Origin of the sequence: Qipengyuania rhodophyticola (assembly GCF_042493225.1) — a bacterium.
Classification (GTDB): domain Bacteria; phylum Pseudomonadota; class Alphaproteobacteria; order Sphingomonadales; family Sphingomonadaceae; genus Erythrobacter.
Window position 1 is genome coordinate 1,926,303 of record NZ_CP170454.1, and the last position, 23,195, is coordinate 1,949,497.

The 23,195-nt window shown below is 56.0% G+C and carries 22 protein-coding genes; 1 reads left to right on the plus strand and 21 read right to left on the minus strand.

Annotation, left to right across the window (positions count from 1 at the left end; genetic code table 11):
- Positions 1-9: 9 nt before the first annotated feature.
- From ACFCXQ_RS09210 to ACFCXQ_RS09310, 21 genes are all read right to left on the minus strand, one after another.
- A complete protein-coding gene (locus ACFCXQ_RS09210; RefSeq protein WP_379549916.1) occupies positions 10-792 on the minus strand; it encodes a sigma-70 family RNA polymerase sigma factor in 783 nt (260 codons plus the stop codon).
- The gene (fliP, locus tag ACFCXQ_RS09215; protein ID WP_379549918.1) at positions 789-1,535 is read right to left on the minus strand and encodes a flagellar type III secretion system pore protein FliP; all 747 of its coding nucleotides are present in this window, start codon (positions 1,533-1,535) and stop codon (positions 789-791) included. Before fliP ends, ACFCXQ_RS09210 begins: the two co-directional genes overlap by 4 nt.
- Positions 1,535-1,948 (minus strand): hypothetical protein, encoded by a 414-nt coding sequence (locus tag ACFCXQ_RS09220; protein ID WP_379549920.1) that lies wholly within the window; start codon positions 1,946-1,948, stop codon positions 1,535-1,537. Before ACFCXQ_RS09220 ends, fliP begins: the two co-directional genes overlap by 1 nt.
- 20 nt (positions 1,949-1,968) lie before the next feature.
- Positions 1,969-2,244 carry a FliM/FliN family flagellar motor switch protein gene (locus ACFCXQ_RS09225; RefSeq protein ID WP_379549922.1) on the minus strand — a complete coding sequence of 92 codons (276 nt, stop codon included), beginning with the start codon at positions 2,242-2,244 and terminating at the stop codon, positions 1,969-1,971.
- Positions 2,241-2,921 carry a flagellar motor switch protein FliM gene (locus ACFCXQ_RS09230; protein ID WP_379549924.1) on the minus strand — a complete coding sequence of 227 codons (681 nt, stop codon included), beginning with the start codon at positions 2,919-2,921 and terminating at the stop codon, positions 2,241-2,243. The genes ACFCXQ_RS09225 and ACFCXQ_RS09230 overlap by 4 nt, the downstream gene beginning before the upstream one ends.
- 83 nt (positions 2,922-3,004) lie before the next feature.
- Positions 3,005-4,183, minus strand: a complete 1,179-nt coding sequence (gene flgF / locus ACFCXQ_RS09235; protein WP_379549925.1) for a flagellar basal-body rod protein FlgF — start codon at positions 4,181-4,183, stop codon at positions 3,005-3,007.
- Positions 4,183-4,635: a flagellar hook assembly protein FlgD gene (locus ACFCXQ_RS09240; RefSeq protein ID WP_379549927.1), complete on the minus strand. Its 453-nt coding sequence runs from the start codon at positions 4,633-4,635 to the stop codon at positions 4,183-4,185. The genes flgF and ACFCXQ_RS09240 overlap by 1 nt, the downstream gene beginning before the upstream one ends.
- Position 4,636: 1 nt before the next feature.
- Positions 4,637-5,209 (minus strand): hypothetical protein, encoded by a 573-nt coding sequence (locus ACFCXQ_RS09245; RefSeq protein ID WP_379549929.1) that lies wholly within the window; start codon positions 5,207-5,209, stop codon positions 4,637-4,639.
- Between the two features lie 275 nt (positions 5,210-5,484).
- A complete protein-coding gene (locus ACFCXQ_RS09250) occupies positions 5,485-5,931 on the minus strand; it encodes a hypothetical protein (protein ID WP_379549931.1) in 447 nt (148 codons plus the stop codon).
- A complete protein-coding gene (locus ACFCXQ_RS09255; protein ID WP_379549933.1) occupies positions 5,928-7,241 on the minus strand; it encodes a FliI/YscN family ATPase in 1,314 nt (437 codons plus the stop codon). Before ACFCXQ_RS09255 ends, ACFCXQ_RS09250 begins: the two co-directional genes overlap by 4 nt.
- Entirely contained in the window at positions 7,238-7,987 is a 750-nt protein-coding gene (locus ACFCXQ_RS09260) for a hypothetical protein (RefSeq protein ID WP_379549935.1), read from the minus strand. Before ACFCXQ_RS09260 ends, ACFCXQ_RS09255 begins: the two co-directional genes overlap by 4 nt.
- The gene (locus ACFCXQ_RS09265; protein ID WP_379549937.1) at positions 7,984-8,403 is read right to left on the minus strand and encodes a hypothetical protein; all 420 of its coding nucleotides are present in this window, start codon (positions 8,401-8,403) and stop codon (positions 7,984-7,986) included. Before ACFCXQ_RS09265 ends, ACFCXQ_RS09260 begins: the two co-directional genes overlap by 4 nt.
- Entirely contained in the window at positions 8,396-9,673 is a 1,278-nt protein-coding gene (gene fliF / locus ACFCXQ_RS09270) for a flagellar basal-body MS-ring/collar protein FliF (RefSeq protein ID WP_379549939.1), read from the minus strand. Before fliF ends, ACFCXQ_RS09265 begins: the two co-directional genes overlap by 8 nt.
- A gap of 17 nt (positions 9,674-9,690) precedes the next feature.
- Positions 9,691-10,041 carry a flagellar hook-basal body complex protein FliE gene (gene fliE / locus ACFCXQ_RS09275; protein ID WP_379549940.1) on the minus strand — a complete coding sequence of 117 codons (351 nt, stop codon included), beginning with the start codon at positions 10,039-10,041 and terminating at the stop codon, positions 9,691-9,693.
- The gene (gene flgC, locus ACFCXQ_RS09280; RefSeq protein WP_379549942.1) at positions 10,038-10,478 is read right to left on the minus strand and encodes a flagellar basal body rod protein FlgC; all 441 of its coding nucleotides are present in this window, start codon (positions 10,476-10,478) and stop codon (positions 10,038-10,040) included. Before flgC ends, fliE begins: the two co-directional genes overlap by 4 nt.
- Before the next feature lie 2 nt (positions 10,479-10,480).
- Positions 10,481-10,825: a flagellar basal body rod protein FlgB gene (locus ACFCXQ_RS09285; protein WP_379549944.1), complete on the minus strand. Its 345-nt coding sequence runs from the start codon at positions 10,823-10,825 to the stop codon at positions 10,481-10,483.
- Positions 10,826-10,850: 25 nt separating this feature from the next.
- Positions 10,851-11,966 carry a flagellar basal body P-ring protein FlgI gene (gene flgI, locus ACFCXQ_RS09290; RefSeq protein WP_379549946.1) on the minus strand — a complete coding sequence of 372 codons (1,116 nt, stop codon included), beginning with the start codon at positions 11,964-11,966 and terminating at the stop codon, positions 10,851-10,853.
- Complete coding sequence (locus tag ACFCXQ_RS09295) at positions 11,966-12,547, minus strand: flagellar basal body L-ring protein FlgH (protein WP_379549948.1); 582 nt, start codon at positions 12,545-12,547, stop codon at positions 11,966-11,968. The genes flgI and ACFCXQ_RS09295 overlap by 1 nt, the downstream gene beginning before the upstream one ends.
- Complete coding sequence (locus tag ACFCXQ_RS09300) at positions 12,544-13,191, minus strand: hypothetical protein (protein ID WP_379549949.1); 648 nt, start codon at positions 13,189-13,191, stop codon at positions 12,544-12,546. The genes ACFCXQ_RS09295 and ACFCXQ_RS09300 overlap by 4 nt, the downstream gene beginning before the upstream one ends.
- Before the next feature lie 12 nt (positions 13,192-13,203).
- Entirely contained in the window at positions 13,204-13,977 is a 774-nt protein-coding gene (locus ACFCXQ_RS09305; RefSeq protein WP_379549951.1) for a flagellar hook-basal body protein, read from the minus strand.
- Positions 13,974-14,678, minus strand: a complete 705-nt coding sequence (locus ACFCXQ_RS09310) for a flagellar hook-basal body complex protein (RefSeq protein ID WP_379549953.1) — start codon at positions 14,676-14,678, stop codon at positions 13,974-13,976. Before ACFCXQ_RS09310 ends, ACFCXQ_RS09305 begins: the two co-directional genes overlap by 4 nt.
- A gap of 773 nt (positions 14,679-15,451) precedes the next feature.
- Here ACFCXQ_RS09310 and ACFCXQ_RS09315 point away from each other — a divergent pair.
- Positions 15,452-23,008, plus strand: coding sequence for a hypothetical protein (locus ACFCXQ_RS09315; protein WP_379549954.1), 7,557 nt, complete (start codon positions 15,452-15,454; stop codon positions 23,006-23,008).
- Positions 23,009-23,195 lie beyond the last annotated feature (187 nt).

Sequence of the window (23,195 nt, forward strand, 5' to 3'; positions counted from 1 at the left end):
TCCTGTGACTTAGCGAAATTTGGAAAGAGAAGCGCGCAGACGTTTTAGCGCCTGGCTGTGAAGTTGCGAAATGCGTCCCTTGCTCACCTCAAACAACTTAGCAATGTCTGAGAATTGGACGTCCTTTTTGTAATGATACTCTAAAATGGCGCGCTCGCGCTCTGGAAGTGTATCAAGCCTGTTGTTAAGTTCGCTGACGAGTTGCTGCCAAGATGCTGCCTCATAGGCTGAGGGATCATCGCTGGGCACCGCATCCAGGCCGGCGTCCTCAGCGCTTTCAAGCATGAAGCCCAACGCAATGCCGACAGCGAGTTCCCGCAGCACCTCAATCGGGTCATCGCTATTAGTTTTCACCTCATCCTTGAGCGAACGAAATCGATCACGCTCGATCCGCTTTTGCGCGCTGTATAGCGCGGTTGCATCAGTTGTTTTTGCGAGTGTGTTTCGGATTGCTCCGCGAATTCTTAGGCGCGCGAAGGCATTGAAGGGCACACCCTTTTGCGGCTCGAAACGGTCGATGGACTGCAGCAAGCCCTCAAAGGCGAGTTGCTCGCAGTCAGGCAGTTCCAGCCCCAAGTTGCCTAGCTTGTGCCATTCTTGTTTCGCCAGCTTGCGAGCAAATGGCTGATACCGCTCAAACAGCTTCGCGCGGGTCTTGGGTGATGGATTGTCTTGATAGTTTCGCCATGCCGCCGCCTCTGCACGTTCGTCCTTGATCAGAAGCCTAAGCCCTTGCGACACGGCCCGGTCGCGGGGTCTGACGTGGTTGTCTGACTCCATTTGGCTGGTCATCCAAAGCTGCCGAGCAGGCCCTCCATCACCAGACTCCAGCCATCGATCAGAATGAACATCAGCACCTTGATCGGGAGCGAGATTGTTTGAGGCGGAACCATCATCATGCCCAGCGAAAGCAGGATGGATGCGACGACCAAGTCGATCAGCAGGAATGGTAGTAGAACAACAAAGCCGATGGTGAAGGCAACGCGTAGCTCATTCATAATGAATGCTGGGATGAGCTTAAGTAGCTCAACCTCTTCGGCAGTTTCAGGAATTTGTGTGTCGGCGATCGAGTACACCAATTCAATATCGCGCTCTCGCGTGTGGCGGAGCATAAAGGTCTTAATCGGGCCAGACGCCCCTTCCATCGCTTCTTCCATGGTGGCGGTGCCATCCATGAAAGGGCTGAGGCCAGCGTCATTCACTTGATTGAGAGTTGGCCCCATCAGAAATGCAGTCATGAACAAGGCGAGACTTGTGAGTACGATGTTGGGCGGTGTCTGCGGCATGCCGAATGCGTGACGGACCATGGCCAGCACCACGACAATCCGCAGGAAGCTCGTAGTTGTGACGATAAAAGCGGGCACCACAGCTAGCATCGTCAGGATTAGCGCGGTGCGCGTTACCTCTGTCTCAACCGCATCGCTCGGCGTTGCTGCGCTCAGAGCTGTCTCTGCGATGGCGCTCGCCGCAAATGCTGGGCTTGCCAAACCAGCGCTTGCGACGATCCCTAGCGCCAAAAGAACTATGCGCATCATCACTTCTGAGCCTCGCCAATAGCAGCATCGAAGCTGACGGGCTCTTGCCCCTCGCTGAAGCGATCAATCTCCGTTGCGCCCTGGTTGCCAACGTGCAGGATGTAGTTCTGCTTGCCGCGCTTCAGCATGATGATTTGGCTGGTCGGTGTTATGCTGAGGCGTTGGACAATCTGCATCCGTTCCGAGGCCTTGCCCGGAAACCCATCGCTGGTGGAGCCGCCTCCCCGCATCAATCCCTCTGGTAGTAAGGGCATGCCATTGCGCACTCTGAGGAAACCGATTGCCGCGATGGCGAGCGCTACGCAGAACAGGAACGCCAGGAGGACACGTCCCCACGGAATGTCGGGGCCGGTGCCAGTCGCCAAGGGAGCAGCGTCTGCTGCTGCGGCGCTAAGGTGCATCAAGATGGACATCGTGGGCGCTCGTGGCTAGCTCAGCCTATCTCGGTAAGGCGGACCGCGAAGCTATCATCGACGGTGACAATTTCGCCTCGGGCAATAATCTTGCCATTCACGCGGATTTCGACGGGATCAGCAGGACTGCGATCCAATGCGATGACATCGCCCTTGGTCATGGCATTGAGGCGGCCAATCGAGATGTTGCCGCTGCCGAGCACTGCCTCGCAAGTCACCTCGACATGGTCGACCAGCTTGGCGCGGATTTCGCCCACTTTTGCTTTTGGTTTCTTTGTATCGGTTGTCTCGCTCATGAAAGGTCCTCCAGTTTGAGAGTGATTTTTCCGCCCGCTTCGCCAAGGGCAAAGGGGAGGTCCGTTTGCATATCTTCGACGGTCAGCATGACGGCCGCGTCAGCTGCGCGATCGAGCATCACGATGTCTCCAACCTCGAGTTTTTCGATCTCTTCGATTGTGAGGCTCGCTTCTCCAATTGAGGCAGCGACGCTGACATTCTGCTCAAGTAGACTATCTTCGCGTGCTTTGAGCTCATCCTCGTTGTCTTGGTTTGTCGGGAATGTTTGCCGGATGATCTGAGCAAGGTCCGACGCTGCGCATTCAACCGCGAGCTGCGCCCCGCCGACGATACCGATCAGCAAGGAATAGGATGCGCCCCCGGCGATGGGATATGCAGATGCTGCCGGTTGGCTGTTGCCTAGGCTTTGCTCGATCCGCGACTGCAGATCATCCAATGCTCGGCTGGCGAGCTTGCGCATCAAACGCAAATCCTGGTCAGTGTATTTCGGATGTTTTTTAGAATTGAGGAGGGCGAGCGCAAGCGACTGCATCGCCATCGCCTTGCCCTTTATCTGGAGCCGCGATGCGTCACGCAAGACCGTCCAGTCCTTGGCGTTGGGCCGGCCAACCGCGTCCCATGTGCCAAGAACCTGCCAGCCCTTCTGACCAAACCAGTCTTTCGACCATGAGGTCACGATTCTCTCAAACGGCTCGGCCGCTCGCCGAGAGGTCAGACAACTGGCGGGGAGCCAAGGAACTGCGTTCGTTTGCAAAGCCATTATCCCTGGCCTCGAATGCCGAACAGCTGCTGGATCATATCGTTAGTTACCGATATGATCTGGCTGCTGGCCTGGAAACCGCGCTGGATGAGGATAAGGTCACTAAACTGGTTGCCCAGATCGACATTGGATGCCTCAAGCCGCTGCGACAGGATTGAGCCTACACGGCTGTCGCTGGCAGAAAGGAACTGCCTTTGGCCAAAGCCCGAATAGGCGAACAGCGAATTCCCGCGTTGCTCCAGAGCTTGAGGGTCGCGGAAATCGGCAATGGCAACGGCGCCAAGCTCAAGCGTCTCTTCATTGCTGTAGGTGATTTCCAGCTGACCATCATCATTGACCGTCAATGTTGCGAGCGCGCCTGTGCCGTGTCCGTCAACGTCATTTGTTCTCAATGTTGAGACAGAGCCCGATGAGAATGACGTCACGCTTTCGGTAAAGTCGAAAGTGATCTTGAGGTCGTTTTCTTCGTCTTCAAATTCAAGCAAGCCGCCGCCAGCTGCGATTTGGCCATTTTCGAACTCCAGGGTCTCAACGCCGATCTCCTCTCCTGCAGCATTTGTGACCGTGACCGACCATCTGTCACTGACGGTTTCGGGGCGCTCGAATGCAATGGACCAGACCTGCTCTTCTCCGTTTGGTCCAAAGACTGTCACGTCGGGAATGCTAAACTCGGTTGCAGTCGAAGATAAGTTGTCAGCAAAAGTGATTGTTTGAGTAGGCTCGGGAGCATCAGTGCGGTAGGCATCGATGTTCAGCGCAACTGGGCGGCCTTTCTCATCGAGCACCGCCAGCCTGTTTTCCGAGCCTTGAAGAACAATATAGCCATCATCATCAACGGCAAAGCTGCCGGTCCGAGCATAAAGCTGATCATTCCCGTCGAGCAGCACAAAGAAGCCATTGCCATCAATCGCGAGGTCAAGATCGCGGCCAGTTTGCCTAAGCTCACCCTGATCGAAATTGGTCGCGAGCTCATCGACAGATACACCGTGCCCGCTGCCGGCCTGTCCGTTGCCAAATTCAAGTCCGCCCTCGCTGCCAACGCCATAGACATTGCTGAAGGTGACATCCTTCGCCTTGAAGCCCTGCGTATTGAGATTGCTGACATTGTTGCTGACGGCTTCGAGCCCTTTGGAATAGGCACTGAGGCCGGACATGCCGATATAGATTGAGCCGAACATCACTGTGTCTCCCTGATTTGCGTAACATTGCCGAGCGGCAGGCCGCTGATTGTTGCCCCGGCGCTGGTCTCGATGGTCAGCGATGGCGCGCCGTCCTGAAAAGCGACTGCGGTAACCTCGCCAGAAATTTGTCCAGATCCCGCAGCGACATCGACAGTCCGGCCGAGTAGATTGGCCGCTTGTCCAGTCGATTGCGCGCGGACGAGCACCTCGAGGTTGTCGCTCATTTCTTGCGTCTGCTGGATTTGTGAAAACTGCGCGAGCTGAGACACAAATTCGAAGTTGTCCATCGGCTCGAGCGGGTCTTGATATGTAAGTTGAGTTAGCACGATTTGAAGCAAGCTTTCGAAGCCCAAACCGAACTGGTCAGTTGCGCTGGTATCGCCGCCCTGAGTGGCGGGCTCTGGCGCTTGAACGGGCTGCTGCGGTGAGATTGGAGTGACTTCCTGCATGTCACTTCTCTCCCGAAGTACCGCTGACGATGACAGGAAGATCGGCGAGGCCAAGTCCGCGCAATGCCGCGCGAATATCAGTGGCTAGACGATCTATTTCTGCATCGCTCAGCTGGATACCGCGCGTTGCGACCCGATAGTCTTTTGCTGAGGCAAGAATGTTTGCAAATAGCTGAGCGCGAGCCTGCAATTGGGACTGTGGCTGGCTGGTGTGCGTAGTCTTCCCGGACTGCTCAGGGGCCGAATGAGCGCGGGCGTTTGGCAGGTTCTGAGTGGCTTGTGATGGAGCTTGCTGTGTGCCCGTTCGGCTGGGTCCGTGTGGAGGGGTATGGCCGGTTGGCGCAGCTTTGGTGGCCACGCTTGGCGCGATCTTCGAGACGCTACCAGTATCGCTCGCTGTTGGCACCATGGCCGCAAGATGAGCGGCCCCTAGGTTAGTCTCACGCGAGTTATCGACCCGTATGCGAGCGGGCTCTGCTCTTGTGCTGAGTTCTGCGGCGGGCGCATCAATCGCGAGATTGGCAAGTGGGTCGACGCTCGCGGGGCCAACTATCGGCCGTGCGTGAAAGGACACCGCGCGTTCGCCAATCGAAAAATCTAAACTATATTTCAGTTCGGCGGACTCAAAAGTTACTCCTGCGTCTAACGCCCGAACCGCCGACAAGTGGCGCTGCTCGGCCCGCTCCCCTGGCGTGTACGCGTCACTGCCATCGGATCCTGCCCCCGTTTGGTCATAAATTTGACCGAAGCCGTCTCCCCTCTTGCTGTCCTGACCAAGACGGCCATCATTTCTTTCCGACCCCTTTTGGTACGAAGATGGCAAGATTGACATGAGGGATGGGCCTATATTCATCGCCGTGGTCCTTTTTGTGTTGCTGCGCGCAATGACATGCGCTCCGCCTGTGCGGCATCATCCGCACGGCGTGCCTCTTCGCGCAGCGCTTTTCTGGCTTGACCGGTCAGGATATCGTGACGGAAGCCCGCTTCCTGCCACGCTTTTCGAGCTGCCAATTCATGCTCTTTGGCGTGATCGAGTTCTTGCTTTGCGGCGTCAAAATCATGCTCGGCTTCGGCCAAATGACCTGCTGCAATAAGCATACGATCCGGGCAGAATGTTCGCGCAGCAAAAACGCCCTCTAGCGCGCGCTCGGTGGCTTGTTTTCTAGCATCTAAATCTTCCGCGTGCGCCGCTTTGATCTGGCTATCGCTTTGTGCCTCCGCTGCGGTGCCGCCGCATCGCTGCTTCTTGAGCCATTGCATCGCAACCAATTGAGTGAGTTCGGCCGCTCTGGTCATACCACCATCCCTTCACTCACGCATTGCATGAGCTTTGCGTCAACCTCGCTCAGAGAGCTCTGATCCGGACTGCGCTGGCGTACGAATTCGGTGATTTTGGGTTGGAGCGATATAGCTCGGTCAATGTCCGCGTTGGAGCCTGTCTGATAGATCCCGCTTTCAATCATCGCGCGCGAACCCTCGAACTCCGCGAAGCTGCGCTTCATGCTCTGCGCGGCGGCTTGCGTGCGCTCGTCCAGCAATTGGTCGGCCACACGGCTGACCGATGCGGCAATATCAATTGCGGGGTAGTGCCCTTTTTCAGCCAGTTTGCGCGACAGGACGATATGGCCGTCGAGGATCGACTTCATCGTTTCAACGATCGGGTCATCGACATCGTCGGTTTCGCTCAGCACCGTGAAAATCGCGGTGATCGCGCCGCCACCTTTGATCGCGCCGCATCGCTCAACGAAGCTGGGCAGGGCGGCAAATACATTTGGCGTGTAGGACCGCACAGAAGGTGGTTCTCCCGCCGCAAGGCCAATCTCGCGCAAAGCCATCGCGAGCCGCGTGACCGAGTCGACGAACAGGACGACATGCTTGCCCTTTGCGCGCCAGTTTTCGCACAAGGCCAAGGCCTGATGCATGGCGCGCACCCTCGCGCTTGCGCTTTCATCAGAGGTTGCCGCCACAAGCGTGACTTTGTCGCTGCGTTCGCTCCTTTGATGCTGAGCCCACAGCCGCTCAACCTCGCGCCCGCGCTCGCCAATTAGGCAAGCCACCAGATGGTCGCATTCGATCCGGCTAGAAAGCTGTTCGACCAAGGTTGTCTTACCGACCCCGCTGGCCGCAAAAATGCCAATGCGCTGGCCCTTTGCAATCGGCAACAGAGCATCGATGGCGCGCAGGCCAGTCGGTACGCGCTCGCACTCAATCGTCTTGGCCAATGTGTTGATTGATGCGGTTTTGGCATGCGTTGGCGCCAAGATTGGCGCGCCGCCATCGATACATTCGCCAAAGCCGTCGGTCGCTCTTCCGGCAAACACATCGCCGACGCGGAAGGTTGAATGAAGGTCGGACCTGCGCACTTTCTCGCCAGGTAAAACGTTCTCCATTGAACCGAGTGGCAGGAGCTGAATTCCGTTTTTTTCGACCGCGACTACCTCCGCCAGCGGTGCGGATTTTCCTTCGCCAATGCGGCAGATTTCACCAATCGAGCAAAGGGGGCCGCTGGCCGAAACGGAGCCTTGACCGATCGCGGTGACGCTGCCGATAAACTCGGCAAAATCACTCACCTTGAGTGTTTCGAGAAGGGCATCCTGGCCGCTCACGATTGGTGAGCCTCCGAGCTAAACTCTCGCAATTGCCGATCAGCATTGGCCGCCTGAACGGGCAGGGAAGCGTCCACTTCGCCGAGCTCTAGGTCGAATAGACATGCGCCGGATTTGAGAGCTTCATCCTGGCTTATCTGCATATTGCCCAATTGCTGAGCGAGAAGTTCCAGAGCGCTGGGGTCCGCGAAATCTTCAGGGGAGACGCGCACTTTTGTGAGACTGGCGGACGCGAGCTTGTTGTTCCAATAAGTCGCCGTCTCGCTGATCATCCCGGCATAGTTGCTACTGTCTCCCAAAATTCGAGAGAGCGTAGCGCGAGCTATGTCGACCGAAAGCGCGTTCTTGGCTGCTAGCTCTTCAAGCATTGCGGAGTGAGAAGATTTCAGCGTTTCTTGCAGCGCTTGAAGCCTTGCAGCGTCCTGCTTTTCCGCTTCCGCCCGGCCAAGTTCGCGCCCTTCTTTGATGCCTTCTTGGCGCGCCTTCTCTTGTTCGGCGCTGGCTTCCCTGGCGGCTTCCTCAAGCTCCGCGATCCGCCGCGAAAGGGCGAGCCTTTCGTCTTTGCTCGATTTAGCCTTTGCCTTGCCGTGCATGGCTGTTTTTTCGTCTGAATTCGCCAGAGGCTGAGAACTCTCGGCCAGCATTCCCGACAAAGCGGCGCCAGACGCGTCTTCGGCCGCAGGTCTGGCGAATTGGAACGCGCGGACATTTCTGGCGCCGCTTTGCGAGGGTTTGAGCACGCTCATTTTATTTGTCTCTGGGCCTGCTCTCGGGCTGGTTGCGCAGCGGGATCGAGCGTATTCGTGACCCGATCAATCAACCCGCGCCAACCGGAACGGGGCTGAACTGCTTCGCTCGCGGTGATTGCCTTGTGCTCTGCTGCGAGCGCCTTGGCGGCCTCTGGTGCAAGCATAGTCTCGCTTCCTTTGACCGCATTCTCGACGATCTCGCCAAGCCAGGGCGAATAGCCGATGAACTGGCGATCTGCCTTACGTTGGCGCTCTTCCTCAGCGGATTGCTCTTCCTCTTCCGCAGCGATCGCGCTTTCAAAAGCAGCGCGCTCTTCAGCGGAGAAGCCTTCAAGAACGGCCTTGCGATCAGCTTTGCCAAGACCCGAAAAGCGATCGAGCAGCGCCGAAAATTCGCTGTTGGTATCAGCCACGCGAGATCTCCCGCCTATCACCAGCGGCGGATTTCAACATTTCTGCGAAACTTGCCGCTTCTTCGTCTGCCAAGCGGCGGCGCGGCCAGACGACAAAGGCCACAATGCCGAGCAGTACGAACATGATGATGGTCCAGCGCGATAGTAACAATTCGAACATGCTGTCAGAAAGTCCCCAGCTGCCGGAAGCTTGCGGCGCATCTGGAACAGAACTCTGAGTGGCACCGATCTGCGCCGTTTGCTCGATAGGCAACGCACCTGTCAGAGCTCCGGTTGTGAAGGTGAGAATGTCTCCGCGACCCTCGGCAAGATTGAGCTCGTCGATTAAGGAGGTTTGGATCAGGTCACATTCCTCGCGGCTCAGTGATTGAGGTGTGCGGACTTGTACTCTCAGCGCGGTAGTCTCACGGTCTGGCGATGAGCGAAGTTCTACCTGCGATGCTGGCGCACCAGTGCTTTCAACTTCATCTTCGTTTGATGTGGACGTTATTGCTGCGCGGGCTTGAGCTGGGCGCGCTGCAACGTGGATCTCAAACTGCATATCAGGCAGAACGCCTTCAATCGCTTTACGGGCTTTGATCTTGTATAAGTTTTCAAGAACGCCTTGTTCGCCGCTTGCTTCTGTACCGACTTCCGTATTCGAAGCTGCAGCAGATGCACTCACCAAATCACCGTTTTCGTCGAGAACCGCCACATCCAACGTGGATAGGCCAGGAACTGAGGATGCGACCAGTTGGCGTACACCGCCAATGCGTTGCGGCGTCAAAGGAAAACCCGGAACCATCTCAATTGTGACAGCAGCCGTTGGTGTGCCTTGCGCAGATCGAAATACGCTCCGCTCAGGAATGGCCAAGTGCACGCGGGCAAACTCAATGCCGTCCATCATCATGATGGTGCGGGATAGCTCGCCTTGCATGGCGCGTTGGAAGTTGATCTTCTGCGCAAATTCAGTGAGGCCCATGTCGCTGTCATTGAACAGCTCAAATCCGACGGTTCCCCCCATCGAGACATTCGATCCGGCTACTGCCACGCGTGCATCAGCGGCCTGGTCTTCCGGCACAAGGATGTCGTGTCCCTCATTGGCCAAGCGGTATGGGATGCCTGCATCATCAAGTTCCGCAATAATGGCCGAGGCATCGGCCTCGCGAATGTTCTGATATGCTGGCGTATAGGTGGTCCGCAAAAAAGCGAACCAGAGGATGGCGAGGATCGTCACTACCACGCCCAAAATGAGCAGGATTGTCCGGAGTTGGCGCGTGTCAAGTTGCATGGATCAGGCCTGTCTCGTCAAAGCTGCATGTTCATGAGTTGGCGGTATCCCTCGACGAAGCGCTGACGCACTTGCATCGCTAGCTCCACCGAGAGCCGTGCTTCTTCCAAAGCGATAGTCACCTGGTGAATTGGCGTGCTTCCGTCGACGGCGAACTGGGTGACCATCTTGTCTGCATGTGCGACCTTAGAGTCCATTTTCGCAAGACTATCGGCAATCATCGACGAGAACTCGGCTTCCGTCTTTTGCGGCACGGTTGAGAGCGCGTTGGGGATGCTCTCGGTCAAAGATTGAATTTGGTTGGTGGCAGCAGGCTGCGCCGTCGCACCAGCCTCGCCCAACGCACCTATGGCTGCGATCTCATTCATGATTGCCGTCCCACCCGCAGTGCTGCGGAGTACATTTGCTGCGCTGCTGAGAGAGCAACGAGATTGGCTTCGTAAGAACGCTGGGTCTTGATCATCAGCGCCATCTCTTCGGCTTGGCTGACGGCCGGAACGGTCACCAAACCGGTTTCATCCGCGTGGGGATGGTTCGGGTCATAGACCTGCTTGGTGCCGGCATTGTTGGTCGCAATCTGGTAAACCATGACGCCTTTTTCAGGGCGATCATTGGTTGTCCCATTGGTCGCACCCTGGACCAATTGGTTGAAGCCTTCGACTGGCCCGCTCACCAGCCGCCGAGCCTCATATGCTCCGCCGCCTGCCGTTCGCGTGGTGTTCATGTTGGCGATGTTCGCCGCGATGATTTGCAGACGCTGCCACTCGACATTGAGTCCGCTGCGGCTGATTTCCATTGCTTCCATGATTACTGGCCTCCGCGCACGGCAGTGCGTGCTAATTGCATTTGTCGATTGAGAAGATCGCTGAGCGCGGCATACCGCATGGCCGTGGCTGATGCGCTTTGCATCTCGAGATCCAGCCGAATTTCATCACCTGATTGCATTGGCCCTGAGGTCTCGATCTTAGCGACAAATTTGCGGATCGCATCAGGTCCAGACTCGGCTGCCCTGCGCAGTTCCGCCTCGAAATCGACTGACTTCAAGGCGTAGTTTTGCGACCCAGAATTGGCGATGTTCTCAGCAATGGCTGATTGGCGCAAAGCCAGTGCGTCCATCGCTTTAATTGTGAGGATTTGCGAGACTTCAGACATTGCAAACGGCTCCTTGCGTGCGGCGCTATTGAACGACGATCTCAGCATGCAGAGCGCCTGCAGCTTTGACCGCCTGAAGAATGGAAATGATCCGCCGGGTGCCGACGCGTGATCGCGCGAGCCCTTCGACCAGCGAGGCGACGGTCGTGTTGGGGAAAGTGGCGACAGTGTCGTTCACGCCTTCCTCAACCTCGAGATCGACATTGGTCACGACGAGGCTTGATACATCGTTGGCGAAGCCTGACACGAAGCTCGGCTGACTGTCGAAATTCTCGCTCTGAACGGTTACTTTGATGTCGCCCTGGCTGACTACCACGCTGGAGATGCGCACATCTGAGCCAGCGACAATCGTGCCGGTGCGTTCATTGATCACAATGCGCGGAACGCTGTCGGGATTGACCCGGAGGTTCTCGAGCCGTGACACAAAGGCGGAGAGCATGGCGGGTGAACCCGGATAACGGATCACCACTTCATCCGCGTTCTTAACATAGGCCAGCTCGCGGCCTTGCGAGGCGTTGATGGTCCGCGAAATGCGTTCGGCTGTTGTGAAGCTCGCCTCGCTCAGCAGGAACGAGATCTCACCATTCTCCTTGAGAATTTGCGCATCAACGGGAAACTCGATTGTTGCCCCGTCTGGAAGCACGCCAGTAGTCGGGAAGTTGCGCTGTTGCCTCTCAAGTTCCGCCTCAAAGGCATAGCCGCCAACCGTCAGAGAACCTTGCGCCAGTGCGTAGGGTTGTTGGTTCGGCCCCATCAATGGCGTCATCAGCAACGTGCCGCCCGCAAGTGATCGGGCATCCCCGATCGAGGATACAACCGCATCGATCCGGTCACCGGAATTTGCGGATGGGGGTAGGGTGGCCGTGACGATAACAACCGCAACATTGCGGCTGTTAATTTGGTCTTCGGTGACTGTCGTGCCAAGCCGCGACAGGACGTTGCGCAACGCCTGACGTGTCACTTCGCTACGGCGGGTGTCTCCGGTGCCAGCAAGACCAGTGACCAATCCGTAACCGATCAGCGAGTTTTCACGCCAGCCATCAAAGCGGCCCAGACCTTTGATTGGGACATCTTGTGCCAGCGCTGCAGTTGACGGAAGTAAAGTGGCAATCACAAGCAAGATTGCGAAAAGAACGCGCATTAGCCGATCCCCAAAAAGCTGAAGATACGATTGATCAGGCCAGGCTTGGCACTCCGGGTGACATAGCCTTTGCCATCGTAATTGATTTGGGCATTCGCCAGACGGCTGGATGCAACCGTGTTGTTTGGCGACACATCAACCGCGCGCACTTGGCCGCGAATCTGAATGTCGCGTTTCTCTCCATTGACCAGCATGTTTTGCTGACCGACGACGAGCAAATCGCCATTCGGTAGAACTTCGACGACCTGAGCGGCCATGCTCGCAACAAAGCGGTCCGAGCGTTCGGTCTCACCGATCCCGCGATAGCTGCTGTCAAAGCCGAGGCTTAGACTTTCATCGACACTACCGGCAGAAAATCCGCCATTGAGCGAGGTGTCTTTTCCCGAGCGGGTGCCCACGCGATTGGTGGCGCTTGCCGTTTCGAAAATGATGATTGTGACGATGTCGCCGACTTGGCTCGCCTTATTGTCACTGGCGACACCGGCCCAGCGATCACCCTTGTAGAGCTGATCTGCCGCAGCCGGTGCGGCTATAAGAGCTGTAATACCAGTAGCCAAAATTTGGTTTCGGAAAGCCTTCATTCGGGTGTCTCCTGATCTCCGATAAGCGGTGCGGAAATGACTTCGCCATCTTCGGTGCGCGCGAAAACTCGCTCTCCGGCGCGTGCTGGCTGGAGCACTTCGACGCTGCGTTCGATCATCACAGGACCTGCAGCTGTACGGAATGTGACACGCGAGCCTTTGCCTGTGACAGCTTCGCGCGCAGGTTTGACTTGTCCAAGATATGCGCCCGAACTGATCCCCCGCTTCGCCATCGGAGCCTTGCGATTACGGTCGTAGGCAAGGCCAGCGGCGCGCTTTTCATCGCTGCACGCAGTTTCGCGGACATCTGCCTCCATGACCAGAGCGCCGGAATTGATGTCGTTGTGCGCGGCAAAGCAGGTGCCGTTGCGCGGGCTTTGTGCTGGCGCAGCTAACGTGACGCTTGACGAAAAGCGCAAAGTAAATGCCGAACCGGGCAGGCGATTGGTCAACAAACGCCGCGCGGCTTCTACGTCAATCTTAACCGTGTCTTGACCCTTTGGCAGCGCCGCGAGAACTGCATCTTCTCGGCCTGCAATCACGGCGAGATCACCTGCGCGAATGTTGCGATCGTGTAGAGCGATCTGCGGGAGTTGCGCAGCTTGCGGCGTGCTCGCGGCCAGTAGTGCGAGTGCGATTGACACGTGCTGACGTCCCTATCGCTTCAGATTATTTGTGATGGAGGAGACTTGGTCGGCAGCCTGAATAACTTGCGCGCTCGCGGCATAGGCCCGCTGCAACACCAGCATCTCGACCATGGCCGCGGTCATTTCGACATTGGAGCCTTCGAGCACTCCTTGGCGAATTGCACCAACCCCGTCTTCGCCCGGCACCGCGTCAATTGCTCGGGCACCATCGGCGAGGCGGTACAATCCGCCGCCTAGTGGCTCCAGCTCGGTTTCGCTTTCTGGGCGAACCAACATGATCTGGCCAAGCTCGACCTGATCGCCGTCATTACCGGCACCGCGGATCACGCCGTCGCGATCAATCGTCAGCTCTGTCACGTCATCAGGTACTGCGATCAGCGACCGCAAAGCGGTTCCGCCTGCTGCCGCCAGATAGCCGTCGCGGTCCACCTCCAATCGGCCGCCGCGCCACAGTACGTTCTCGCCATTTGGTCCCATCAGCTCAATGAAGCCTTGGCCTTCGATCGCGATGTCCATCGCAGAGCCAGTCGTGCGAAGTTCACCAAGCTCCGACATCATCGCGCGCGTCGCCATCCGCACACCGCCGTTCAGGGTTGCCGCTTCACGCGCCACTCGTTCGTTTTCGGTCACGGCATCTGTGTTGCTCGTTACAATCTCAGCGAATTGCACTTCTGCTCGTTTGAAAGCGGGCGTGTTGATATTCGCGATGTTGTTAGCAATCGTTTCCAAGGCACGCTGCTGCGTCTTGAGAGACACCGCGCCGATTTCAAATGCTCCGTTCATGACCCGCTCCTGCTAAATGTTGAAATCGCCTGGCTCATCAATTGGTCGTAGGCGCGCACAAGTTGAGCGCCGCTCTCGACTTGACGCTGTGTGCGCATCAGCTCGACCATTTCATCTGATAGGGTGACGTTTGACCGCTCGATCATGCCCTGTTTGAACTCGCTGGCATCAGCCTCAAGCAACGCATCGCGCTGCGTGGCGCTAATAGAGCTCTTGGTGTCGAGATCACCGGCCTCAAACATGCCAATCGTTCCAATGGGAACATCGCCGTCAAGCACAGTGCCGTCTGCGAGGATTTCAACCGCCGCATTGGTCAGTTCCAGATCGCCTCCGCCAGCACGCTGAACAGCGCGGCCAAGTGCGTCGACTAAGATGCCCTCGTTGCCTATTCCCAAATTGCCGCCGCGCGAGAAAGCGAACCGCTCGCCGTCTCGCACCAGCATGAGGCCGGGACCGTTTATGGCCACATCCAAGAGATTTCCGGTGTCGAGCAGCACACCTTGATTTGCCATTGTAGTCGACGAAACAGTCGGAACTGCGTTGGATGGCATATTATTCGAAGTATTTGGCTCGGCTATTTCCGAATACGCTATTTCGCGTTTGTAGCCCGGTGTGTTCGCGTTTGTTACGTTACGCGCAGCCGTCTCTATTCGCCGCTCACCGCCTAATAAGGTGGCGGCTGCGGTTTCATGCAACCCCATCGTTCGACCCCCTGCCGACCAATTAATTTCGGATCCAGAGAAAACCTATTGTTCTGAAATCGTCAACTGGCGAAAAACTAAAATTTGTTCTTGCGGGAGTGTTGAATCGAATAATTGGACTGGCTTTCGAGGAAGTGATGCCTGCGAAAGATTAAGCGGAATTAGTCGGCTCTGCCGAGTAAATGCATCGAATACTTACTAATGAAAATGTCGCTGTGATACAATTGAGTATCATTACGGCGGCCTGTGGAAAAGCTGTGTGCAATTAGAGGATATTTGGGCTCTCTATTTTCGGAAATAGACCTTTGATCGCAAAATGGAGAGTGAATGCGACTCGAGCGACGTGAATTTGAGTAAAACAGAGTAAAAGTATCTCAACCGAGTTCTGCGCCAATTTTTCGTCTCGGAGCCACATAAAACCCTAAACTATCGCAAGCATCGGCTGACTGAGAGTATGACGGAGCGTGCTTGTATTCCGTCTGATCAGGGATGGGATCTTACATGACCGCGATTTTTACGGGCCTCGGTGCAGGGCTAGCTAAGAGTTCGGCTACGACGCTTGGAGCCAGTGGAACGCTTGGCGGATCAGCGACGGGACGGGGGGCGAAGGTCTCTCGGTTAATGCAGCAACTGGCAATCTGGTTATTTCGCGGCGGGATGAATTTCTCACAGGACGCGGTCACGATATCGGTATTTCGCGCACCTATAACTCGCTTGCTGAGGTTAGTGACCGTGACAATGGCGACCAATGGCAGCTGTCGAGCACACGCCGGGTGTTTGGGCTGACGGGCACGGTCAACACGGCTGGATCGACAATCAAGCGGCAGTCGGGCGATGGTTCGGTTGTCACGTACGCATACGGGACCCGCAATGGAGTGTCGGCCTATTGGACCACGGATGGGTCAGGGTCGCATGACAAGATCGAGTGGACGGGCTCACAATATAAGTGGACCGATGGCGACACGCAGTCGGTAGAAACCTACGGCGCATCACCGCACAATAGCGGCGAGTATCGTCTGGGCGTCCTTCAAGACCGCGACGGTAATGCGGTCTATTATGACTACGTTGGTGGCACTGATCTTGTGTCACGGGTCAAAACGTGGTCATCCGCCGCCGGTGGTTCGTGGGAGCAAGTGAATTATAGCTGGTCAGGTAACCAGCTTACCTCGATCCAGAGTGAGTTCAACGATCCCAAGACGGGCGAACGCCGGATCGAAATCGGTACTTACTATGCCTATGATGGCAGCGGCCGCCTCGCGACCGTTACTGTCGACTTGTCGCCTGAAGTGGCGGGCACGGCCGATGGGCATGCTTATACGATCAGCTACCTATACGATTCCGCAGGCCGCGTAACGCGGGTGACGCAGACCGATGGCTCGCGCACTGACATTCAATATGATGCCGCGGGCCGTGTGACGCAGCTTACTGAGCATGTCGGTGATGGTGACGTGCGCGCGACCCGGATTGGCTACGGAGTCAATGTGACGAGTGTCACAGCAGCTGATGGCACCATCACCAAGCTTTGGTATGACAACAAAGGCCAGCTGGTGCAGCTGCTGAGTCCGCCGGTGAACACGGGAGGTCCAGCCATTGTTCAGCAGTTTGAATATGATGATGATGGCAATCTGATCCGTACGATTGAGACGGATGCGGAGAACGGCACTGTCCCGCAGAACCTCGTCAAGGCGGCAGGCTGGGCTGACGGCGAAGCGGCGCTGCGCGGTGACAATCTGGTCGACGATAGCGGCTGGCCGCAGGATCGTGATGGAACCCTGCCAGCGGCGGGGAGTGTTGGAGCTGGTCAAGGGTTTGGCCTTTACTCTGGGGCCGAGACCGAATGGGCGAAGACCACAGGTCCCTATGAACAGTCGATTGTCTCTTTGAAGACCGGGCAAACTGGCCAGAATGGCGAATCGGGCGGTGGAGCTATCAGTTCGAATTTTCTGGTCGACAAGACGCAAGCCTATGAGTTTACAATTTATGTAAAGGCTAGCGAGCTTGATAAGCACCGCGTCTATTTTGGGCTCAGTACGAACGGGATTGTCAAAGATGGCCACACCGGCGCCACAAATGGAAATCCCTATTTTACCTATGCGCATCCCAGTGCCACCAAGAATTGGGAAGCGGACAAATGGGTGAAGATTGTAGGCTATGTACTGCCGGATGGGTCGGTTGCAGAAGACTATGGTTCGGTTGGCGGTGTCTATGACACTGAAACCGGTGAAAAACTGTATGGCATGCGCCATTTTACCTGGAATGGCGACAACGCAGCGGAGTCGACCTATCTACGCTTCTTCAATTTCTACAATACTGATCGGCAGGGCAAATTCACGCATTGGTACCGGCCTGAGGTGCGCCAAGTCCATGAGGCCGGGATTATGCGCGGCGACACAGGGCTGGATATTGAACGCGATCGTGCGCTGTTTGAGCAGCCCCAGACAGTCGGCTGGCGGAGTGTCGCGTGGACTACCAATGACGATGAGGCGCGCTGGTCTGCGGTCGATGGACCAGACGGTGCTCGGCAGATTGGGCTGGAAACCGGACAGTTTGATGGCGGCTATGACGGTGGCGGATCATATACGAACAACTTCACTATCGACGCGACAAAGGCTTACAAGTTCACGCAGTATGTTCGTAAAGAAGATCTGACCAAGCATAGCCTATATTTTGGCCTTCAAAGCGGCGTAAAGAACGCAGTCAGCGGTGCTGAAAATACCAATCCCTATTTCATGGCTTTGCCGGCCGCCTCGCAACAGGCGATCGGCCTGCAGGAAGGTAAGTGGTATAAGGTTGTAGGGTATGTATTGCCGGAGGGCAGTGCGAACCTTGCTGGAAATTTGTATGGCGGCATTTACGATGCTGAGACCGGCACGAAGATATACGACACTACGAATTACCGCTGGTCTGAAGATCGCTCAAGCGATGAAACATTTGCACGGTTTTTCACATACTATAACGAAAGTGATCACGGCTGGTCGACTGACTTCCTAGCACCTGAGGTCGTTGAGTTAGATCCATCGCAACTGGCGGCCGACAGTGCGAACCCCTTCGGTGTCGTCTACGATGAAAGCGGTGTTCAGACCCATTACACCTATGATGATCGCGGGAACCTGATCGCCACGGTTGACCCGCTCGGAAATGTCACCACACGCACTTACAACTCTGAAAACTTGCTCATTTCCGAAACCGAGTACGGCACCAGCGAAAACACTACGCAACTAAATAATGTAGTACCAACTGAGATCGGATCTTGGGCAACTGAGATCGGAACTTGGGGCGGTGGTAACTACACTTCTGTCGCAGATGGAGAGATCGACGGGCGATCTGCGAAAATCTACACCGGAACTGGTGGTTGGGCTGCGGTAGCCCAGGGGTTCTCTGTTCAGACAGGCGATACAGCCAGCCTTGAGGTCAGTCTACAAGGGGTAGGAGAGATCACTTCCCAATCATTGGGTTTGCACCATGAAGGCAATTGGGGCCCAATTGGTATCGGAGAGGCCAAAATACTGTCCGGCCCAGGCCAGCTTGTGCAGCTGGGTGGAGCGTTTTGGCGTGTTGACGGCCTTTCCACCACCGAGGCAACGCGTATTCAGGTAACACGCAAGGCCACATCAACGGCTGGAATGGCTGCATACATTTACATCGATCATCCCGGCGGTTATCGCGATGGCTCACAGCTAAAAATTGCAGGGCCAGATGTCACGATCCTGCGCGGCGCAGGCCAAGAGCTGACCACGCGTTATGCGTATGATGGCGAGGGTCATTTACGGTATAGCGTGAGCGCTGATGGTCGGGTTAGCGAATATGGCTACAGCTCGCTCGGCTGGCTTGTTTCCCAGAAGGATTACATCAACGACAAGTTCACCGGCTCGCAAGCTGTCATTACCGAAGCGCAGCTGAACAGCTGGCGCGATGGCCTAAGCAACAAGAGCTTGGTCGAGCACACAACGCATGGCTATGATGCGCGTGGAAATCGCACTTCAACGACACGATACGGCGGAGCGAACTCCGCTGGCGCTGGGACTGGAGCAAGCGGCTACGGTCATTCCCGGACCTACTATGTCTACGATCAAGAAGGTCGCCTGCTCACACGCTATAATCAAGGAGAGAATGGCAAAGAGCAGTTTGTATATGACGGGCTAGGTCGTTTGGTGAGCTCGTCTGACGCGGCGGGTTCTGTCACGAGCGTCTATTTCGACGATGCGAACAGCAGCACCGTGATGCAGATGGCCAGCGGGCTGACGCGCACCATGACGTATAACAAGTCTGGTGATTTGGTTTCCAGCACCGACAGTTCGCTTGAGACCTATGGCGCTAATCTCGCACCGGCGATGACTAATTTCGGCCATTGGCGTGCTTCTCGAACGACCGCCGCGAACGTAAATGGCAAGCCTGCATATAAATACAATGTCGATGAGGCGGGCTACTATGGTGGAGTGAGCCGGGGATATACCGTCGCGGCCGGTGAAACGGTTCGATATCGCATCACTGTAACCGGCGATGGATTTACGACCATGCACCGTTTAGGTCTCTATGGGCCAACGGATGGTTGGGGCAACAAGGACACCCTATCGCAGGGAACCATAATCAGTGGGCCGGGCAAACTCACGCAAGTTTCTGGTGGTCAGTGGCAAATCGAAGGACTGGCTGCTGGGCAAAGCGTCACTTTGGAAATCACCCGCACGTTTGAAAATGCCCAGTCTGCTGGCGCATATTTTTACGTTGGAGGCACGGGCCAAGTCGCCGCGAACACGAGCGTCATCTTGTCCGATCCGCGGGTTACCAAGACCACAACTGACGCGTCGCTTTCGTTCACTGCCGAGACACAGAACAAGTATGATCGGCAGGGCCGTCTGCGCGTGTCGCATGATCAGTTTGACGGACGCGGGCCGACCTATTTCATCTATGACAAGGCTGGCCGGATGGTCGGTGAAGTCGCTCCGGGGGGCTGGCTGACCGAGTATTTCTACGACAGCCAAAGCCGCATCATATCGACCATCAATTACACTAACGCGGTCGGCTCGGTAATGCTGTCGCAGCTCGACAACCCGGACAATTCCCTCGAGATGAGCGATATTCGCCTGGCCGCGCATGGCTATGATGTGCGCAGCTTCACCATTTATGACGATAGCGGCCGGGTTGTCCAGCGTATCAATGGCGAAGGCGAGGTGGTCAATTACACGTATGACCAGTCCGATAGGCTGATCAGTGAGCGGCTTTTCATTAACAAAGTTGCTGTTCCCACAAGCTGGTACACCAACCCGCCCACCAACCCGGTGACAGTCAGCGGCCATGCACAAGACGCGGTGACCCGCACCTTCTATGATCGCGATGGCAATGTGCGCGGCATGCTCGATAGCGAAGGCTATCTGAGCGAATACACCTATGATGCGGCTGGGCGCAGAACGGTTGAGATTGCCTTTGCGAACAAGGCTGGCTCAAGCTTGCGGACGAGTGGCACGTTCAATCAACTGCGCACCTCCGCAGGTATTTCCAATAGCAACAATCGCTATGTCCGTTCGGTCTATGATCACCAGGGTCAGCTGCGCTTTACGATCAATAGCTCCAATCACGTCACTGCGTATGAATACAACACGGCTGGCAAACTTCTGCGCACGATTGAGCGAGCGACGCCGCTTCCCGGTGGTCACTCAAGCTGGACCTTCCGCGGTGTCTATGATGCCGTCGCATCAAATTCCAACGACCGGATCACAACCAACACGTATAATGCCTTTGGGCAGCTATCTAGCACCACCGATGCGCTGGGGCTGACGACGTACTTTACCTATGACAATGCTGGCAATCTGATCAAGGCAGTCGCTGGTGATCGCACAAGCCGCAATTGGTATGATGCACGCGGCAATCTCCGCTTTAGCGTTGATGCCGAAGGCTATCTGTCGAGCTATCTCTACAACACGGCGGGCCAGGTCACTGAGCAGCGTCGCTATGACACCAAGGTCACAGTCAGCGACAGCACCACCATTCAGCAAGTCGTGACGCTCGCAGCGAATGCCGGCACGAATTACAGCGGGCACATTTCGCGCTACGATACCGGAGGTCGGTTATGGTCTGAGTTCGATGCTGTTGGCGTGGAAACGGTCTATGGTTACCGGGCGAATGGCCAACTGGGATACACCTTTACCGGTGAGCATGGTGCCCACGGCACCGGAGCAGGCGGTGATTCTGATCGATCTACCACTTTCTATTATTATGACAATGCGGGCCGCCTTACACGTCAGGACGATGCAAGCGGCGAAAGTGAAGTCAGCATCACTCGGTTTGAGTACGACGGTCCAGGTCGTCAAACGCGCGTAGTTTACGGATCAGGCGCGACGAGCACTGATGCAAGAACGACCTATGACAAGCGCGGTTTGGTTCTGACTGAAGCCAATGGTGCGGGCAATACGCTAACCTATGAATACAACGCCTTTGGCGAGGTGACCAAGGCATGGGATGCGAAGAATATTCTTGTCACGGAGAACACCTACAACAAGCTTGGCCAGCTCACCCGCAGCACTGATGCGCTGGGCCACCATACGAACTACACCTATACTCGCTTTGGCGAGATTGCGACCGTCACCGATCCGCGCGGTGCAGTGACTAGTTTTGCCTATAACAAGCATGGTCAGGTGACCTCCACGACTGATGCAGAAGGACATGTCGAGAGCTATCAGTATAACAGCTTTGGAGAGCGAACCCGTGTCACCAATAAGTTGGGTGGGCAGACGACCTACACGATCGATAAGCTTGGCCGAACGACCCATGAATGGGTCGATACAACAGTCCATAACGCCAGCGGCAATGTTGCTGCGAATGGATACTACCGGAACATTTACGACTACGATGCCCACGGGAATGTGACCCGAAAGGTAGAGGCATATGGCCTCGCTGAACGCATTAACACATATTACGAATATGACCGTGCCAATCGTCTGATCAAAGAGACTATTCCGGCGGCGCACGGCCAGACGGCCTTCAACACCTTCGCTTATGATGGGCGCGGTAATCTGACCCGCAGCACCGATGCGACTGGTGGACGCACGATCTATTTCTATGATGATCTGGACCGCGTGACTGTCGAAATCAGCCCGGTCGGAACGTATACTGCATATACCTATGATGAAGTCGGCAATGTCACCAATATCAAGGTCTATGCGACTGCCGTTACAGTACTCGCAGATGGTGGGTCCGAAGAAGAAGCCGCCCAAATTGTGCCTGCTCCTTCAACCTCTGGCATGCGTGAAACGCTGTTCGAGTACGATAACGCCTATCGCCTGATTAAGAGCACTGTGAAAGGCGTGCACAATGGCACGTTCAATGGGTCGAGCACGTCCCCTGCATGGGCCGCGAACGCGTCTGACTTCCATACGCATTATGAGTATGACGATAACGGCAATGTCGTGAAGACGACCGATCCAGAGGGCAATACGACCTGGGCCTATTACGACGCGCTGAACCGCAAGATCGCGCAGGTCGATGGTGAAAACTACCTGACAAAGTGGCTCTATGACGGAGCAGGTAACGTCACTCGCTATGTACGGTATGCGTTCGCGATCTCAGGTTCTCCGACGTTCAATCTGCCAGCCAGTCCAAGCTCTGCGAGTTCGCGCGTTATTGAGTACACGTATGACAAGATGGGCAACCGTCTGACTGAAGTGCTTTGGAACCTGAAGGTTCACGACGGCAGCGGAGGACAGACCAATCAATCGCGCGTAACGGTCCGCTACCAATATAATGGTCTTGGCCAGGTTACCCGCAAGACCGAGGCAATAGGCAATGTTAACGTACCTGGTGATAATGACGTAAGATACACTTACGACACTTCTGGACGCTTGGAGCGCGAAACGCGGGCAAACTTCGTCGACTATGAAGGCACAACGATCTCGCCCATTGTCGACTATAGATATGACGGGCTCGGCAACCTTGCTCGCACGGTTCAGTACGGCAATGGCCCAACCCCGCATCGGGTCACGACTTATGGTTATGACAAGGGCTTCTTGCGTTGGGTCAAAGATGCGGAGTTTGACGCCGGCAATTCTACTGGTGGTAAGGTCCAAGAGTATTGGTATGATAAGGCTGGTCGCCTTCTTTATGATTACCATGTCCGGAAAGGTTCAAGTGGACAGCTGCTAGCTGCACCGGGCGGTGGTACCTCTGATAGGGATGGCACGCGCTACCTTTATGATGCTGCAGGTCGTAAAACGGCTGAATGGAGAGCAGTAGATAAGACTGGTCCTACTGGTTGGACGGACGTCGGCCCCATAACACGATACACCTACAACGCGTTTGGTGAGGTTGCGACGGTCCGCGTTGGCAATGGTCGGCAATGATCCGATAAATAAGGTTGATCCTACGGGAACATCTGACCTCAACCTGTTCCACTCAACCGATACACTTTGGCTAGCTGGTTGGGCATTTGAGCCGAATGGCGAGGATGACTCTGTGTTCACTATTACGGGTCACGGAAGTGCAGGCGGCATTAGGGACAATCGCGATAATGGCAGCGGACAAGTGCTG

Coding starts and splice junctions, on each gene's coding strand:
- ACFCXQ_RS09210 (WP_379549916.1), bottom strand. CDS start 792: ATGACCAGCCAAATGGAGTCAGACAACCACGTCAGACCCCGCGACCGG.
- fliP (WP_379549918.1), bottom strand. CDS start 1,535: ATGATGCGCATAGTTCTTTTGGCGCTAGGGATCGTCGCAAGCGCTGGT.
- ACFCXQ_RS09220 (WP_379549920.1), bottom strand. CDS start 1,948: ATGTCCATCTTGATGCACCTTAGCGCCGCAGCAGCAGACGCTGCTCCC.
- ACFCXQ_RS09225 (WP_379549922.1), bottom strand. CDS start 2,244: ATGAGCGAGACAACCGATACAAAGAAACCAAAAGCAAAAGTGGGCGAA.
- flgF (WP_379549925.1), bottom strand. CDS start 4,183: ATGTTCGGCTCAATCTATATCGGCATGTCCGGCCTCAGTGCCTATTCC.
- ACFCXQ_RS09240 (WP_379549927.1), bottom strand. CDS start 4,635: ATGCAGGAAGTCACTCCAATCTCACCGCAGCAGCCCGTTCAAGCGCCA.
- ACFCXQ_RS09250 (WP_379549931.1), bottom strand. CDS start 5,931: ATGACCAGAGCGGCCGAACTCACTCAATTGGTTGCGATGCAATGGCTC.
- ACFCXQ_RS09260 (WP_379549935.1), bottom strand. CDS start 7,987: ATGAGCGTGCTCAAACCCTCGCAAAGCGGCGCCAGAAATGTCCGCGCG.
- fliF (WP_379549939.1), bottom strand. CDS start 9,673: ATGCAACTTGACACGCGCCAACTCCGGACAATCCTGCTCATTTTGGGC.
- fliE (WP_379549940.1), bottom strand. CDS start 10,041: ATGAATGAGATCGCAGCCATAGGTGCGTTGGGCGAGGCTGGTGCGACG.
- flgC (WP_379549942.1), bottom strand. CDS start 10,478: ATGGAAGCAATGGAAATCAGCCGCAGCGGACTCAATGTCGAGTGGCAG.
- ACFCXQ_RS09285 (WP_379549944.1), bottom strand. CDS start 10,825: ATGTCTGAAGTCTCGCAAATCCTCACAATTAAAGCGATGGACGCACTG.
- flgI (WP_379549946.1), bottom strand. CDS start 11,966: ATGCGCGTTCTTTTCGCAATCTTGCTTGTGATTGCCACTTTACTTCCG.
- ACFCXQ_RS09295 (WP_379549948.1), bottom strand. CDS start 12,547: ATGAAGGCTTTCCGAAACCAAATTTTGGCTACTGGTATTACAGCTCTT.
- ACFCXQ_RS09305 (WP_379549951.1), bottom strand. CDS start 13,977: ATGAACGGAGCATTTGAAATCGGCGCGGTGTCTCTCAAGACGCAGCAG.
- ACFCXQ_RS09310 (WP_379549953.1), bottom strand. CDS start 14,678: ATGGGGTTGCATGAAACCGCAGCCGCCACCTTATTAGGCGGTGAGCGG.